Below are 14,752 nucleotides of genomic sequence, written 5' to 3'. Positions count from 1 at the left end.
GCTTTTATTGTTTTTATAAAACCGAGCTAATGTCACAAATATCATCGGCCAGGTTCCAGACACCGGGTTGATGTGTAACCATAATGACGCCGCTTGTGGGGAGTTTTTCTCGCACTAAACGCAGTAAGCGGATTGCCTCTTGTTCCTCAAGATGAGAGGTAGTTTCGTCAAGAAATATCCATTTCGGACGTCGTAAAATTAATCGAGCCAGGGCGATACGTTGTTTTTCGCCGCTGGAAAGAATATCTCCCCAGCGATCGTGGTCATGAATACGCGTAGCCAATTTCCCCAGCCCAACCTGATGCAGTACTTCACTCAACGATTTATCGTCTACGGACAGGGGAAGTGCTTTACAAATAATCTCTTTCAGTAAGCCGGTTTTGATTAACGGTGTTTGTGACACATACCAACTGTCAGCAGGAGAAGAAATATCACCTTTAAACCACGGCCAGCAGTGGGATAATGTTTTAAGCAGTGTGGTTTTTCCCGCACCAGAGTAACCTTTCAGTAATAGCCATTTGCCTGGCAAAACATGAAAGTTCAGGTTCTCTAATATGATCTTATTATCAGGAGTACGAATACTCGCGTCAGCCACTTGTACCGCATGTTGGCAATTTTTAGGCTTATTCGTAGGGCGCTGTTCGGTGAGTTGATGGAACTCATACAAGCGATCGATAACCGCAGCCAGTTCAGCAAGTTCATCATATTTATAAATAAACCAGCTTAAATTGTTCGATACCAGCATAAATGCCTGGCGCGATTTCATCAGTCCGCCCAGATTGATCTGTCCGCTAATAAACTGCGGCAATAACAGAAAGTAGGGAAGAACGCTAAGCGAGCGCGAATAAATATTCTGCCAGTAATCAAGCCACCGCTGACGATTCATTAAACGATGCCAGTTCTCTTTAATGGTATGAAAATTTTCGCTCAACTCCTGGCGTTGTAGAGACTCAGCATTGCTTAGCGCAATCAGTTCTGCCTGCTTATTATGCTGCACAAGATTAGTTCGAAATGTCGCTTCGCTACGTTGTTTTTCCACATTAAGCGGACGAATACGTTTACCAACCTTATGGGTAAATAAAGTTCCACCGATCACAATGAGCACGACGGTATAGACCATATACCCCTGGATATTCCATTCAGTTCCACCAACAGTGAATGAGAGCGTACCCGCGCTTTGCCAAAGAATAACGGTAAAGGTGATCAGCATGCTAAGTGACTGGATGAAGCCAAATGAAAGACTGAGCGTTTTGCTGATCAGTAAGAGAATGTCTTCAGCGATACGTTGGTCAGGGTTATCTGTATTTTTATGCTCGCCGTAGATCTGCGTGAAGTAGTAGTTTTTATCTGCAAACCAGCGATTAAGGTAGTAATCTGTTAACCATTCGCGCCAGCGAATAGTCAGTAGTTTAATTAACCATGTTTTGTTTACGGATATTAATACAAAGATCCCCAGCAGGGCAGGGAACCAAAGGACAAGCTGCCAAAGCTTATCAGTTTCTTTCTGGCTTAGCGCATTGAAAAAATCATTATTCCAGTCGTTTAACCAGACCTGAATTTTAACCACGCCAAGGATCATGGCGAGGATAATAATGATTAACAACACTGAAGTTTTATTATTCTTACGCAGCCAAAAGGGCTTCAGCAGACAGAGATACTTTGCTATCAACATACAAAACGTAATGGGAATGGTTATCATTAGCGAAAAATTGATTGTGCCATCCAATGATTATCTATGGCAATGATATACTGATGAAATTTATTTAAGTATCATTTAACAATATGAAATATAAAGAAATATTTCATTTTCAGTGGTTATGGTTATGCTATTGATAATCAAGGGTATTGCTAATGCCCTGACGCATACCTCGTAAGCCAGGATTTTCGCAAAGGAAGATGATGAAGACGAAACACCCGACAGGAATTTATGTCGGGTGCCTTGTTAAGGTCATAAGAAGGAGGCTAAGAATGGAGCTAAGGGGGAGCGTTATTAATTATTCTCCATTTGTTTTGCAACATCCATAATGTGGTAAAGCGGTACTCTGTTCTTAGCTAACTCCACCATGGCGTTCATATAAGGTACCATGGTTGAAAAAAGGATTTTATAACCTTCGCAAAAATAGGAAACAGTCTCATTGTTTACTTTAGTAATACGATGCTTAGGGCAACCACCATTGCAGATAGGTTTATATGCACATTGCTGACATTTCGCTGAAATCCGTTTTTTTTGCGCTGTCAGTTGAACACTGTTCATCGTTTTGAGTTCAGATTTATTAATGTTTCCAATTTTGTACTGTGGATAGACAAAATGATCGCATTCGTAAATATCTCCATTACTTTCAACAACCAGATTATCCTTGCAGGATTCCTGGAAAATACAACTGGTATGCCCATTCCCCAAAAAACGGCTGACAAAGCTTTCAAACTGACGGATGAAAATTTCACCCACATCGTTTTTAACCCATTGCATAAAAATGGTCGACATAAACTTGCCATAAGCCGTAGGAGGCACAGAAAAATCAATGATACGGAATGTGTTCTCACTATGACCACTGAAATCAATATTCGGCGTCCCGGTTTCGAGCAATTCGATAAATTGCATATGTTTACTGCCGATAGATTTTAAAAAATGATAAACCTCAAGAGGGTAATGGACATTAACGTTATTAATGACGGTTAACGTATTAAACTCTACTTGATATGATTTCAGACGCTCGATGGCTGCTATCACTTTTGCAAAAGTACCGTTACCTGAATTACTGCGTCTGTAACGATCATGTAGCTCCTGGGGTCCATCGATCGATATACCAACCAGAAACTCATGTTCTTTGAGAAAGGCACACCATTCATTATTCAATAAAATGCCATTCGTTTGTAATGCATTAAAAATACGTTTTTGGCCTGCATAGCGTTGTTGATAGTGAATAACTTTACGGAAAAAATCCAGGCCAGCCAGAGTGGGTTCACCGCCTTGCCAGGTAAAATAGACCTGATTGCCAGACGCTGCGATATATTGTTTGATGAACTCTTTCAGAGTGCTGTCATCCATCCATTTTTCATGAGTAAACTGCGACTCTTTTTCAAGGTAAAAACAGTAATCACATTTGAGATTACATTGAAAACTGGAGGGCTTGGCTGTAACGTGCATCGCTATCTCGCTCAATAAGGCGGCGGAAAAATCCGCCGCATGAAGGTTTAGTTATTTCGCTTCGCTTAGTGCTTTCTTGATATTGTTAAACTTCTCCTGATTTACCTCGCTAAGTGGTGGTTGGCTGCTGTCGATAAACTCTCTTACCACGCCTTGCATCTCTTTAACGACCTGCGGATTGGCGGCGGCAATGTTATCTTTTTGCTGTAGATCCGTCAGTTTGTATAGACCTAACTGATTGTTTTCTACTGTATAGACAAGCGAATAATCGTTATTTCTCACCGTATAAGAGAATTGGCTTAAGTCCTCGGTGTTGGGGTTATGCGGGTAATCGTCTGACTGATGGCGGACAAATTTGTGGTAATTATCCCAGAAGGGAATATTTTCTTCATCAAACCAGTGAGAATAAGAGGTTATCCAGGTCAGATTTTTATGTGGCTCGCCTTGTTTCTTATCTTGCAACCACGGCAGCAAGGAAACGCCATCCAGCTTAAGGTCTTTTGGAATGCTGATATCGGCTGCATCAAGAGCTGTCGGGTAGAAATCCATTGCGGAAATCAGCTTGTCATAATTACCGGGTTGAAGTTTTCCTTTCCACCATATAAACATTGGGGTGTGAGTACCGCCAGGATAGGTCTGACTCTTATAGCCTTTTTGCGCCCCGTTCAGCGGCAGAGGACCATCGATAACCGCACCATTATCGGAGGTAAAGAGAATAATAGTATTGTCATACTGTCCGTTTTTCTTCAGTTGTTCGAGAATGCGTTTTACACCCTGATCAACAGAATAAACGGAAGCGTAGTAGTTATCTGCTGTTTGACTACCGGTATTAAATTGCTTCTGATATTGCTCCGGTGCAGGATTATCATTTGGCAGGTGCGGAGCATTATAAGCCAGGTAAAGCATAAAAGGCTGGTCAAGTGTTTTAGCACGATCAACAACGCCAATTGCCTCATCGGTTAACTGATCGCTGATATAACCTTTTGCGGGGACGCGTTCACGGTTTTTGAACAGTGAAGGGGAGTTGTAATATGCCGTTCCTGCAGCGTGGAATCCCATAAAGTAATCAAAGCCACGGTTTTGAGGTTGCCATTCTTCCGCAGAAAATGTGGTGAAGTTGTCATGATAGTCACGCGTTTGTTTATCTTCCGGTACCGGCACATTACTGATTTTTGACAAGTGCCATTTACCTACTGCTGCAGTGTAATAACCATGATTCTGGAATAATTCAGGCAAGAAAGTTTCTGTTAGCGGAATACCATCCTGAGCATCGGTATTGGAATAGACACCAAAGCGGGCGGGCGCTCGACCGGTCATTATTGCGGCGCGGGAGGGGCCGGAAACACCGTGCGCCACATAGCCGTTAGTAAAACGTACGCCTTCATCCATTAATGAAAGGAGCGTCGGCGTTGATTTTTGTGCAGCTTCAATGGCTTTATCTATCCCTATTTTGTAGGTATCGACAACTTCACGATTTTCCATTGTTTTTGGGTCAAAAGATCCCTTATCAAAAGGAAGTTGTCCATAACCAAGATCATCCATGGTCAGTACGATAATATTTGGCTTTCCTTTGGTACTGTATTCAGTCGGCGTAAAGTCTGAGAAAGCAACGTTTGTTTTGGTTGCTTTCAGCTTTACATCATCTGCCGCATGAGCAGCAAATGCAGCCATACCAGATGCCAGTATCAAAGATATCGAGGTACTTACGACACTTTTCTTTAATGCAGACTTCATAAATGTTCCTCTTCTTATTGTACTTAATTCCAAAGTAATTTTACGAAGAGAAATAAGTGGATGTAAGTGAAGTGAGTCACATAAAGAGATAGCAGATTTAGCTAAAAAAAGGGAAATAACAGTCCATAAAGCGTTGACATTACTTTCTGTTCTACTAAGTAATTTCTCGCCGATAAACAACTAATCTATTGATATTTAATAAATTATTTAATTTCACCGACAAAATACCGAATTGAGATCATAAATAATCATGCAACGGGTTATGCAAATGCATAAATATGTGATGGCTGTCACTTATTTATTTCAAGAAATATATCACCTAAAAACAACGCGGGGCAGGGAATGGCTGCCCCATTTAATTCTTACGCAGCGTGTGTGGTTGACTACTCGTTAGCAAATAATCAAATAGCTAAAGCACTCATCGTGTTGTCCGTGTTCATACCGGTGTGCCTTTGACAACGGTACTCCTTAGAAACTCTCTTTGGACTGTTGCCGAAATGTTTGCGGAACGCATAAATAAAATAAGATGTACTCGCATAACCACATTGTTCGGCAATTTTATTGACTGAACCTTCTACGCGTATCAAATTTTTTGCGTGCTGCATTCTGGCATCTAATAGAATCTGTGAGAATGTCGTTTGCTCTTGCTTTAGTTTTTTCTTCAACAGGCTTTCACTGATGTACAGGCAGTCACAAATATCTTTCAGCTTCCATGGGTGCGCCAGCTTCATGTTGACAATATTTCTTACTTTCCCGGAAACGGATAGCACACCGTTAGTTAATAGTGTAATGAAACCTTTGCATGCGGCAAAAATAGACAGGCAAGAAAAAAGCAAAAGCTCTGAAAAATTATGATGATTGCGTTCTTCCGAGTTGAGATAAGCAATCATTTCATTAAGCAATCCAGTCGGTACATTTGAAGCACGTAAAAACTTCGCAGGAACAGGCATCGTCACTGTCTGGATGTTAGTGCATTGTAGATATTTTTTAATGGTATTTTCATTAAATCCGATTTCTTTGAAATGCCGCTCATAAGGTTCAAAATGCGTACGAACAGCGTTATCTACCATCAGGATCTCGCCGTCAGAGAAGGCGTAATCTTTATCTAAAATGTTAGCGTTGAAGGCATGATGAATAAATATAACAGAACAAACGAGCGACATTTTATCTCCTTAAAACAATAAAGTTTTTATCGATACTTTTTTAACATTTCATATTTATAATTTGCTGTTTATTTTCAGTCTTGCAAACTATTGATAATGAAATGTGTAAGATCTCTTGCAATGCGACCCATTTCTGAAATACCCAGCTGATCAATTGCCGAAAAAATGGCTATCAACGTAAGTGTCAGTAATAAGACAACCACAATTACAGACATGATTTCTTTATAGTTGTCTCTTTGCGTGATTTTGTTTTTCACTGTGGTCGCATGCATTTCAAATATGTTTATTTAGCGGATAACGTTAAAAATCGTTAATCAGTATGCTTAATATAACAGGCTGGAAAAAAGAGGAAATAGGACTGGTGCTTCAGTACTGAGCGGAGTTTCTTACAGCTGTAGGCAGAAGTTTATATCTTATAGTATGTAGTTTAATTTAATCCATGTGAGCAAATTGCGCGATAATAGTCAATGAGGAATTCTTCTGCTGTGCGGATGACAGCAGAAGAAATGAGGAGGCGAATTAATTTGATGGTTCTAATTCAACAGGAATACTTTTATAGCCAGGAATGCCACTTAATGGATCGTGGTTATCAAGTGTTAGCATGTGATTCGATTCTGGAAAATAGGTCACCAGTGAGCGGTCAGCCATAGGGTAAATGACCACTTTTAATCTATCCATGCGGCGTGAGCTACGTTTACCGTCTGGCGTGAGTGCAATAAGATTAACTCTTTCGCCGTTTTTTACACGGCAAATTTTAGCTTGTTTAGCACTCATAAAGACCACATCTCGTTGACCGAATACACCTCGATAGCGATCATCCATACCATAAATCGTCGTGTTGTACTGATCGTGGCTGCGTACTGTCGCCATGACCAGCTTACTGTTAAACGCTGAAGAGGGATCTTCTAACAGCCCTTTGCTGGTAATGAAATTAGCCTTACCTGACGGCGTCATCCAGCGCCTTTCAGCAGCTGCGTTTATCAGGTGAAAACCACCAGGATGACGGATGCGCTGGTTATAGTCGGCAAACTCTGGCAGCACAGCTTCAATGTCATTGCGAATGCGATCATAATCTTCCACCAGATACTCCCAGGCTACCACGCTCTGGGGTAGTGCTGCCTGCGCGATTCCCGCGACCACTGCACACTCTGATTTCAGCATTACACCGGCGGGTTTTAACACGCCACGCGAGGCATGAATCATCGACATTGAATCCTCAACGGTTACCGCCTGCGCACCGCTTTTTTGCATGTCAATCTCGCTGCGTCCCAGAACCGGCAGAATATAGCTATGACGTGCGGTCAGCAGATGAGAGCGGTTAAGCTTAGTGGCTACGTGTACCGTCAGATCTAATTGTGTTAACGGTACAGCGCTCGCTTCCCGATCTGGCATTGCCAGTGCAAAGTTGCCCCCCATGCAGATCAATGCTCGAGCCTGCCCCGTACATATTGCTTGCATGCTGGCAATTGCAGCATGTCCAGGTGCATGAGGTGGGGTGAAACCATAGCGCTCACCCAGGCGAGCCAGAAACTCTGCAGACGGTTTCTCGGTGATACCGACGGTTCGGTCGCCCTGTACATTAGAGTGACCTCGTAGTGGGCAGATGCCCGCACCAGGCTTGCCAATGTTACCTTTCATCAACAGCAGATTGACCAGTTGCTGTACATTCTGGGTACCATGTTCGTGCTGAGTGACCCCCATTCCGTAACAGATAATGGTTCGTTCGGCAGCGGCATATGCATCAGCCAGTTCGGCGATTTGAGTCTGACTTAGTCCAGAAATACGCTCGATATCTTTCCACTCGGAATTGAGAACGTCACGGCGTAGCTCGTCAAAGCCGACGGTATGCGTTTGAATAAATTCGTCATCCAGCAATGAGGGCCGACCTGCGGCGCTTGCAGCATCATCGCGCTCAATTAACAGGCGCATCATCCCCTTGAGCAACGCCATATCACCACCAATGCGCACGTTGTAGTAGGCACTGGCCAACTGAGTCTCAGAGTTCGTCAGCATTTCAAACGGGTTTTGCGGTGCGGTAAATCGCTCCAGGCCACGTTCCTGTAGAGGATTGATGGCGATCATTTTCGCTCCCCGTTTCACTAAAGCGCGCAACGAAGTCAACATGCGAGGGTGGTTTGTACCAGGGTTATGCCCAATGCAAATGACTAAATCGCATTTCTCAAAGTCTTCCAGCAACACGGTCCCTTTACCTACACCGATACTCGCTGCCAAACCCACACTGGTCGGTTCATGGCACATGTTGGAGCAGTCGGGGAAGTTATTGCTCCCGTATTCACGGGCAAAAAGCTGATAAAGAAAGGCAGCTTCATTGGAAGTGCGGCCCGAAGTATAGAATTCAACCTGATTGGGATCACTATAGCTTTGAAGGCGTTCGCCAATTTCGTCGAAAGCTTGTTGCCAGCTTAATGGCTTGTAACAGTCGCTGACGGCATCATATTTCAAAGGCTGGGTGAGACGCCCCGCAGCCTCAAGCTCGTGGTCTCCCCAGGTAAGTAATGATTGAACCGTATTCTCAGCAAAGAAAGAGGCGTTTACCTGCTTATCCGTGACTTCCCAGGCGATTGCTTTTGCGCCGTTTTCACAAATGTCGAATGACGCACTGTGCTTAGGATCTGGCCATGCACAACCCGGACAGTCAAAGCCCTCTGGCTTATTCATGTCAAACATGGCAATAACATCCTGGCGTATATCCATCTGCTTACGTACTGCATTCGCTACGGATTTAACAGCACCCCAACCACCGGCAGCACCCTGGTAGGATTCAATTTTTTTCTTCATCTACTTATCCTGTGTGGAAATGAATTATTAGGATTTGAAATAGCGATGATGCACAGTATATACAAAGGGATTATCGTCAATGTGGATATATAAGAGTAGGGGACTACTCTCTTTCTATTTTTAATCTATTATCGTTAAATAATAGAATGGTATAAATACGATAAGTTAAGCATCATCTCTCATAGTGTTTAAATTAACATATTTTTCAATATAAAAAATAAGACTCTGGCTTCAATTGTGCGCGGATTTTCTTACAGATGTAGGATAATAGCCTTCACAAAATAATTATCCGCGCAATTTTCGTGAATGGAGCGCATAGACTAAGGTCAAAATCACAATTATTCATAGATAAAAGTGACACCAATGACTGACTGGACGGTTCCGGCTGCAACCTTGTTTCCTGTTTGTCCATAGGTTGCGCTTAAACCCAGAGGTACTTTGCTTTTATTTACTGTCCCCAGGGAGACGTTTTCTCCCGTAGCCAGTATTTTTCCATTACGCATCAGAGAGACACCCACTCCCGATGCTTTTGTTGCATCTGGTGCTGTGTTAGCAAACACTTGTCTGGCACTGTCAGTGGTAGCACCCGAAAGATAAAATGAGAGCTTTTGTTCACTTGAGCAATATACGCCAAGGGGTATTTCTGCGCTTCCAGGAAAGTCAGGGAGATTCACGGTGACATTACGACTATCAACGGTGCAGCCGCCTGTTGGCATAACAACACTGTTATTTGAAATAATATTCCACGTAAAATTACGCGGATTTCCGCTTCCTAACGTAGCAATTTTATACATATGAATACGGGCAATAACTTCCCCAGCTTTTATGACAACTCCACCGGCCGCACCGACTGGGGTAATATAGAGTTTTAACGGTAATGGCATCGGTGTCTTATCACCAATATCTAATACATTAGTATTTGTCGTCAACGGGAAGGGGTAGGTCACATTATTCCAGTACAGCGATCCTTTATATGACTGTAGGGAGCCTGCGAAAGCTGAGCCTTGTACCAGGTTTATATGATCAGTGTCGTACCAGCCGCCGTAATCATTCCAGCAACTTATATGCTGAGACAAGTCTACAACCAGATTCTGGCCCGGTTGTATTACAGGGTCGAGATTAACATAAACAGAGGTTGTACCTGCTCCAATACTTGACCCGCCATCGACATTACAACTGAAGGCAAAAACTTTGCCTGCCATTAATAGAAGATAAATACTGAACAGAACCTTTATACTGAATGTTTTACCCATGATATATCCTAAGGTTAAAAAATTGATTTAAATAGAGGCAAAAAAAATCAAATTGATGTTATTGCCAGGTATAGATCACATTGATTAGCGACTCGATCGTTCCCTGGCTTGCGTTTCCATTCACCGTGATAGCTCTTGCCTTAAGTGGAAACTGTGCATTACGAGTGATCTCATCAACAATAACCGTTTTGCTATCGCCATTTTTTAACGTCGCATCCTGGTCATCCCTTAGCTCTATCTGAATATTTTCGGCAGTACCTTCATTTTTGTAATAACCCGTATTGTCAGTTGAACCTGTCACGATTGCCGTCACTGCACTTGTTTCAATCGGACAATCGGTTAATGACAAAGTAATATTGTGCCAGCCAGATGCAGAACCAGGTTGTTGCAGATTGCGTGTATAAAGATCCCCGAGATTAACGTTAGCTTCTTTGGTTTGAATAGTGCATGGTTTAGCGACTACCCGACCATTAACAGTGATAGTGACATCGGCGGCCTGGAGAGTTGCTGTGAATAATGTGCAAAACGTAGCTAACAGGAACCTCTTGTGAAGTCTTTTCATATCTGACTCTGATTATTGAAATTCAAGGGTAAAGGTTGCCGAAGCGCTCACCAGTCCAGGATTGACGGACTTCTGAGTTGACTTCAAACGAGCGGAGTAAGGCAAAATATTGTTCTGTTCTGGTACCAATGGGATCCACTGCATCCCGGCATGAAGGTCATTCAATTTCACCGGACGCATATTTCCGTCCAGTATTTCTATACCCAAACCGGAGGCCGTATTGCTTCCTTCATCCAGTTTCAACAGAGTATTATTTTCTGCATCCTCAATACCGTTAAATGCAACCCGAACTCCCGTTGTCCCTTTGCTGCATTCACTTAATGTAATCTGAAAAGGGACGGCTGGACTTGTGCTACCGGTCGTTGGAAATTGTCTGGCACTGTTTTTTTGGAGATCTACGGTAAAATTAAGCGAATCCGATGAGACTGTGCAGCCATAATCGAGGACGCGCCCGCTAATTTTAATAACGCTATCTGCAGATAAAGCAGAATAGGTGGTTAACCCCAGACATAAACCGAGGAAAATAATGTTATTGTATTTCATAATCTATTGTTCCTTAGCGACAGATTGCTGTCTGCTGGTTCAGTAAGGTACCAGGAGAAACTTCAGGAAGCTTGTACTCGACAATACAGTTTGAGTTTTTATCTTTGCCCCATGAAACCTGTAATTTCCCTGACTGTGGAAGTCCAGTCAGATAAACCTGACCGTTTTCCGCGACAATGCTGCCATTTTTATTCTCTCCATGTGTGACAATTGCACCGAATGGAACGCTCTTATTACCGTACTTCAACGTCATTAATACTTTCCCGCCGATTTGTGCATTAAATGTTGCTCTGGCAATAGCACCGTGAGTTGGGATGACAGTGAGAACGGTTTCATCCAGTTCAACATTATCTGCAAGGGAATTCGCGTTAAGAGCGACACGATTTTCTCTATATTCTGTCGCAAATGGTAATATGGCATAGCCACGCCAGTCGGTATGAATTCCGGTCTGGTTCTCTATTTTGACATTATCAGCGCCAGGGGCCTTAACCAGAACCATTGTGTCGCCCAGTGGCTGTCCAAAGGTGATGCCATCAGCATGAGCAATAATGCCACCACTCATTCCGTAATAAATCTGGCTGCTGTCACCACTCCGACTGTAACCGACATTCGTATTACCGTAAGCTCCACGATAATTAAGAGAACTGTAACCACTGGTGCCAGACGATGTATTACCCCCTTGGGTGTTACCGACCTGAACGCTATAATTCAGGTTATTATCCGGCAGCAGAGTGCCATAAACCCCTGATAGGTTGGTCATGCCGCCTTTCAAATCGTTTGACATACTGTAACTGGCGTTTGAATTACGAAATGCCGACTGACTGTCTGTACGCATCCAATGACTGAAGGGAACATTAAGCGTAAAAGCAAGTAAATGATCCCGATCGTTTTGCCATATATTATTGGAATAGCTGTAATTCAGCGAAGTCGTAATATCACCAAACGGCACATTTAATCCAAATGATATTTGCTGGTCGCTGCGTGACGTGTTCCAGTAACTTTGGCGACTGGCACTGAAAAATGTCGTACCGTAATGTCCAAGCTGCTGAGAGATGCTTATTTGTTCCTGACCACGCTTACTGTAGAACAGATTAAAATAATCAATAAATAGTGTCTGCTCATTGCTGTCTCCGGTAGGAGGCTTGACGGTGTAACCACTCATTCGACTGTATGCACTGTCGGATAAGTTATAAAAACCTTGCGTAGAATAGCGATATCCTGCGACCTGGATATTGGTTCCCGTCTGGTAGAAGGATTTGCTGTAGACGGATTTAACCGATTGTCCGCTGTGACGGGTGTCATCTGCAAGCGTCGTATTGGCCTGCGTGATATCGAAAGAAAAGGCACCAAAAAGTCCTAAATCTTTACCAATACCAAGGTTGAAGGCCTGATATTCTTCTGCAATTTGCATTCCGCCATAAGGTGTCCAGTTTCCTTCCAGTCCATGCATCAAGCTACCTTGTATGAACTTGGGAGAGCTTTGCAGGTTATTTCCACTACGATATTCCCCCATGGCAAGCGCATAACGCGTATATCCAGCACGTTGGAGAACCGGAACAGACGAATAAGGAACATATAATGTCTGAATACTGCCGTCTGCCTCTTTTATGGTTACTTGCAGATCACCACCATTGGCCGCAGAGTTGATATCATCAATAGTAAAAGGGCCGGGTGGAACAGTAGTCTGATAAACATCGTATCCGTTCTGTTTTACACTCACTTGTGCGGTGCCACGGGCAATACCATGAATCACCGGAGCGAAACCATGTTGGCTATCGGGCAACATCGCTTCTGTTGAATTTATTTTAAGGCCACGAAAGTTCACACTGTCAAAAATATCGCCATCGGTATAACTATCACCCACTGTTAACCGTGAGCGTAACGGAATAATGTCACGTTCAACCGACGTATTGATATGCTGCCATTTATTGCTGTCAGATGAATTGCTACTCCCACTGTTATAACTCCACGTTGAGTTATCGCGCAGTCGCCAACTACCAATGTTGATGCCACTCTGTAAATTCAAATATGCATAGTTGGATTTTCCTGCATTATGGTTGCCACGATTATTAATAGAATTACCATTAAAACTATAGTTTAGTAGCCCAGCATTTATTCCTTCTTCCCACAGATCCGGAGAAACATAGCCGCGAGCCATTCTGCCAACATAAATTTGCGGAACGGAGAGTGACAGATGTTGCTGACCAACATTAAACTCAGATGATGCGTCAGCCAAACGATCCCGAAGTGGTGTGCATGCGCTGTTGTCCGACACATGTTTTTCTGCCGAATGTTCCTTATTGTCTAATAATGCTGATTTTTTTATGCCAAGACTGACAAGAAGGTCTGTACTCAGGCATGGGATGAGATCTGCATTATTATCATCTGCAATAAAAGTAATATCCCGACTAGTCATAAATTCGTCGTTCAAATAAATGTCGACCCGATATGTACCAGGTGGTGCCTCGCGTCCCTTAGTAAAGGCGGATAAATCGACAGATTCAGCAAGATCATTGCTTAAAAATCGTGGATTAAAATAATACTCTGCGTCAACGGGAAATACCGCAGTTGCTAAGCCAAGGGCAATGGTAAGCCGTGCAAAGCGAGGCAGTAGTAACACCTGATGCATACGATATGCCTTAAATGCGGCACGAAAGGCTGTCATTATTAATTCCGATTGAGTTTATTATTAATTAGGTCACTGGCTTACTGCATGGTTGCCTTAATACGCGGAGTTAATGCACCGTAATCATTGATCGTCTGAAAACTGATATCCCCGGTTGCAGCATGCGGGATATCCACCGATACTTCACCTTTTGGCGGCACCATGGTGTTTGGGAGATTGCTATTTCCTGCTTTCATATTTGTTACGGTAATGAAGTAGGGCGTTGGATTAATAAGAGTGAGTTTGCTACCGCTGCGACGAAACCGAAGCATTGCTGGCGCTTCTTCAGGTGCCATTGCCAGGTTCGTCGGGCGATAAAACATTTTTATGCGGCTAATAATTGCCAGCTGTAATGTATTCTCATTCTTCTGGTCTTTTTCCATAGCAGGAATAGCTTTAACATTAACCCAAAACAGGCTTTCACGGTCGCCTGGTAACTGATGATTAGTGGCGTTGATTATCCGCAGCGTATTCTCTTTTTTACCTTGCATGGAAAAAAGCGGTGGGGTAATGACAAACTGGGTGTCTTTTTGGTCACCTGCATTTTCTATCCATGACTGAATGAGATAGACACTGGCAGGATCATTATTCGTGACAGGCAATAAAACCTGTTTCTGGTTTGCCGGATAAATTACCCGCGTCGCACCAAGTGCGACAGCTGCGTTGGCAATGGTGCTATGGCAAGCAAAGAGCAATAAAAGTAACACTGTCGCCATAAAGGAAACAGAGTAGGGGGTACGCGTAATTTGCATCTGATGCATTCTCCATGTGTTAAGAGGATAAGCGGGAAAACCGTTACATCAGACAATCAGTAAATGTTGCTAATACATTGGCGACTTGCCGGGTTTCCAGACTTAATGCGTTTGTAATAAATGTTGGTTCTCT

The 14,752-nt window shown here is 43.1% G+C and carries 12 protein-coding genes; 1 reads left to right on the top strand and 11 read right to left on the bottom strand.

From position 1 onward, the window contains the following. Positions 1 to 13: 13 nt before the first annotated feature. Entirely contained in the window at positions 14 to 1,699 is a 1,686-nt protein-coding gene (locus tag ACJHX7_RS05130; RefSeq protein WP_094030372.1) for an ABC transporter ATP-binding protein/permease, read from the bottom strand. A gap of 200 nt (positions 1,700 to 1,899) precedes the next feature. On the opposite strand from ACJHX7_RS05130, the gene ACJHX7_RS05125 reads away from it, so the two are divergent. Then, on the top strand, positions 1,900 to 2,025 hold the full coding sequence (locus ACJHX7_RS05125; protein WP_122083086.1) for a hypothetical protein: 126 nt from the start codon (positions 1,900 to 1,902) through the stop codon (positions 2,023 to 2,025). Here the strand turns inward: ACJHX7_RS05125 and ACJHX7_RS05120 are convergent. The 10 genes from ACJHX7_RS05120 to ACJHX7_RS05075 form a co-directional block, all read right to left on the bottom strand. Further along, positions 1,991 to 3,148: an anaerobic sulfatase maturase gene (locus ACJHX7_RS05120; protein WP_001299007.1), complete on the bottom strand. Its 1,158-nt coding sequence runs from the start codon at positions 3,146 to 3,148 to the stop codon at positions 1,991 to 1,993. The two genes, ACJHX7_RS05125 and ACJHX7_RS05120, sit on opposite strands and share 35 nt — an antisense overlap. A 51-nt stretch (positions 3,149 to 3,199) precedes the next feature. Then, the gene (locus ACJHX7_RS05115; RefSeq protein ID WP_094030371.1) at positions 3,200 to 4,882 is read right to left on the bottom strand and encodes a sulfatase-like hydrolase/transferase; all 1,683 of its coding nucleotides are present in this window, start codon (positions 4,880 to 4,882) and stop codon (positions 3,200 to 3,202) included. 401 nt (positions 4,883 to 5,283) lie between these two features. Then, positions 5,284 to 6,045, bottom strand: a complete 762-nt coding sequence (gene ydeO, locus ACJHX7_RS05110) for an acid stress response transcriptional regulator YdeO (RefSeq protein ID WP_000060457.1) — start codon at positions 6,043 to 6,045, stop codon at positions 5,284 to 5,286. 74 nt (positions 6,046 to 6,119) lie between these two features. Then, positions 6,120 to 6,317, bottom strand: a complete 198-nt coding sequence (gene safA, locus ACJHX7_RS05105) for a two-component system connector SafA (protein ID WP_000543389.1) — start codon at positions 6,315 to 6,317, stop codon at positions 6,120 to 6,122. A 247-nt stretch (positions 6,318 to 6,564) separates the two neighbouring features. Next, positions 6,565 to 8,844 (bottom strand): acid resistance putative oxidoreductase YdeP, encoded by a 2,280-nt coding sequence (gene ydeP, locus ACJHX7_RS05100; RefSeq protein WP_097465966.1) that lies wholly within the window; start codon positions 8,842 to 8,844, stop codon positions 6,565 to 6,567. A 338-nt stretch (positions 8,845 to 9,182) separates the two neighbouring features. Beyond that, positions 9,183 to 10,097: a fimbrial protein gene (locus tag ACJHX7_RS05095; RefSeq protein WP_032171277.1), complete on the bottom strand. Its 915-nt coding sequence runs from the start codon at positions 10,095 to 10,097 to the stop codon at positions 9,183 to 9,185. A 58-nt stretch (positions 10,098 to 10,155) separates the two neighbouring features. Continuing rightward, a complete protein-coding gene (locus tag ACJHX7_RS05090; protein WP_094030369.1) occupies positions 10,156 to 10,659 on the bottom strand; it encodes a fimbrial protein in 504 nt (167 codons plus the stop codon). A 12-nt stretch (positions 10,660 to 10,671) separates the two neighbouring features. Continuing rightward, positions 10,672 to 11,202, bottom strand: a complete 531-nt coding sequence (locus ACJHX7_RS05085) for a fimbrial protein (protein WP_001682889.1) — start codon at positions 11,200 to 11,202, stop codon at positions 10,672 to 10,674. Positions 11,203 to 11,215: 13 nt separating this feature from the next. Next, the gene (locus ACJHX7_RS05080) at positions 11,216 to 13,867 is read right to left on the bottom strand and encodes a fimbria/pilus outer membrane usher protein (protein ID WP_104888928.1); all 2,652 of its coding nucleotides are present in this window, start codon (positions 13,865 to 13,867) and stop codon (positions 11,216 to 11,218) included. Between the two features lie 41 nt (positions 13,868 to 13,908). Beyond that, entirely contained in the window at positions 13,909 to 14,619 is a 711-nt protein-coding gene (locus ACJHX7_RS05075; protein WP_158660471.1) for a fimbria/pilus periplasmic chaperone, read from the bottom strand. Between the last annotated feature and the right edge of the window lie 133 nt (positions 14,620 to 14,752).

It is taken from the genome of Escherichia sp. WS1451 (assembly GCF_046487365.1).
GTDB classification, from domain to species: Bacteria; Pseudomonadota; Gammaproteobacteria; order Enterobacterales; family Enterobacteriaceae; genus Escherichia; species Escherichia coli.
Note: the sequence above shows the minus strand (reverse complement) of the source record. Positions and strands in the feature narration are given on the sequence as shown.

Coding starts and splice junctions, on each gene's coding strand:
- ACJHX7_RS05095 (WP_032171277.1), bottom strand. CDS start 10,097: ATGGGTAAAACATTCAGTATAAAGGTTCTGTTCAGTATTTATCTTCTA.
- ACJHX7_RS05120 (WP_001299007.1), bottom strand. CDS start 3,148: ATGCACGTTACAGCCAAGCCCTCCAGTTTTCAATGTAATCTCAAATGT.
- ACJHX7_RS05115 (WP_094030371.1), bottom strand. CDS start 4,882: ATGAAGTCTGCATTAAAGAAAAGTGTCGTAAGTACCTCGATATCTTTG.
- ACJHX7_RS05130 (WP_094030372.1), bottom strand. CDS start 1,699: ATGATAACCATTCCCATTACGTTTTGTATGTTGATAGCAAAGTATCTC.
- ACJHX7_RS05075 (WP_158660471.1), bottom strand. CDS start 14,619: ATGCAAATTACGCGTACCCCCTACTCTGTTTCCTTTATGGCGACAGTG.
- ACJHX7_RS05080 (WP_104888928.1), bottom strand. CDS start 13,867: ATGACAGCCTTTCGTGCCGCATTTAAGGCATATCGTATGCATCAGGTG.
- safA (WP_000543389.1), bottom strand. CDS start 6,317: ATGCATGCGACCACAGTGAAAAACAAAATCACGCAAAGAGACAACTAT.
- ACJHX7_RS05085 (WP_001682889.1), bottom strand. CDS start 11,202: ATGAAATACAATAACATTATTTTCCTCGGTTTATGTCTGGGGTTAACC.
- ydeP (WP_097465966.1), bottom strand. CDS start 8,844: ATGAAGAAAAAAATTGAATCCTACCAGGGTGCTGCCGGTGGTTGGGGT.
- ydeO (WP_000060457.1), bottom strand. CDS start 6,045: ATGTCGCTCGTTTGTTCTGTTATATTTATTCATCATGCCTTCAACGCT.
- ACJHX7_RS05090 (WP_094030369.1), bottom strand. CDS start 10,659: ATGAAAAGACTTCACAAGAGGTTCCTGTTAGCTACGTTTTGCACATTA.
- ACJHX7_RS05125 (WP_122083086.1), top strand. CDS start 1,900: ATGAAGACGAAACACCCGACAGGAATTTATGTCGGGTGCCTTGTTAAG.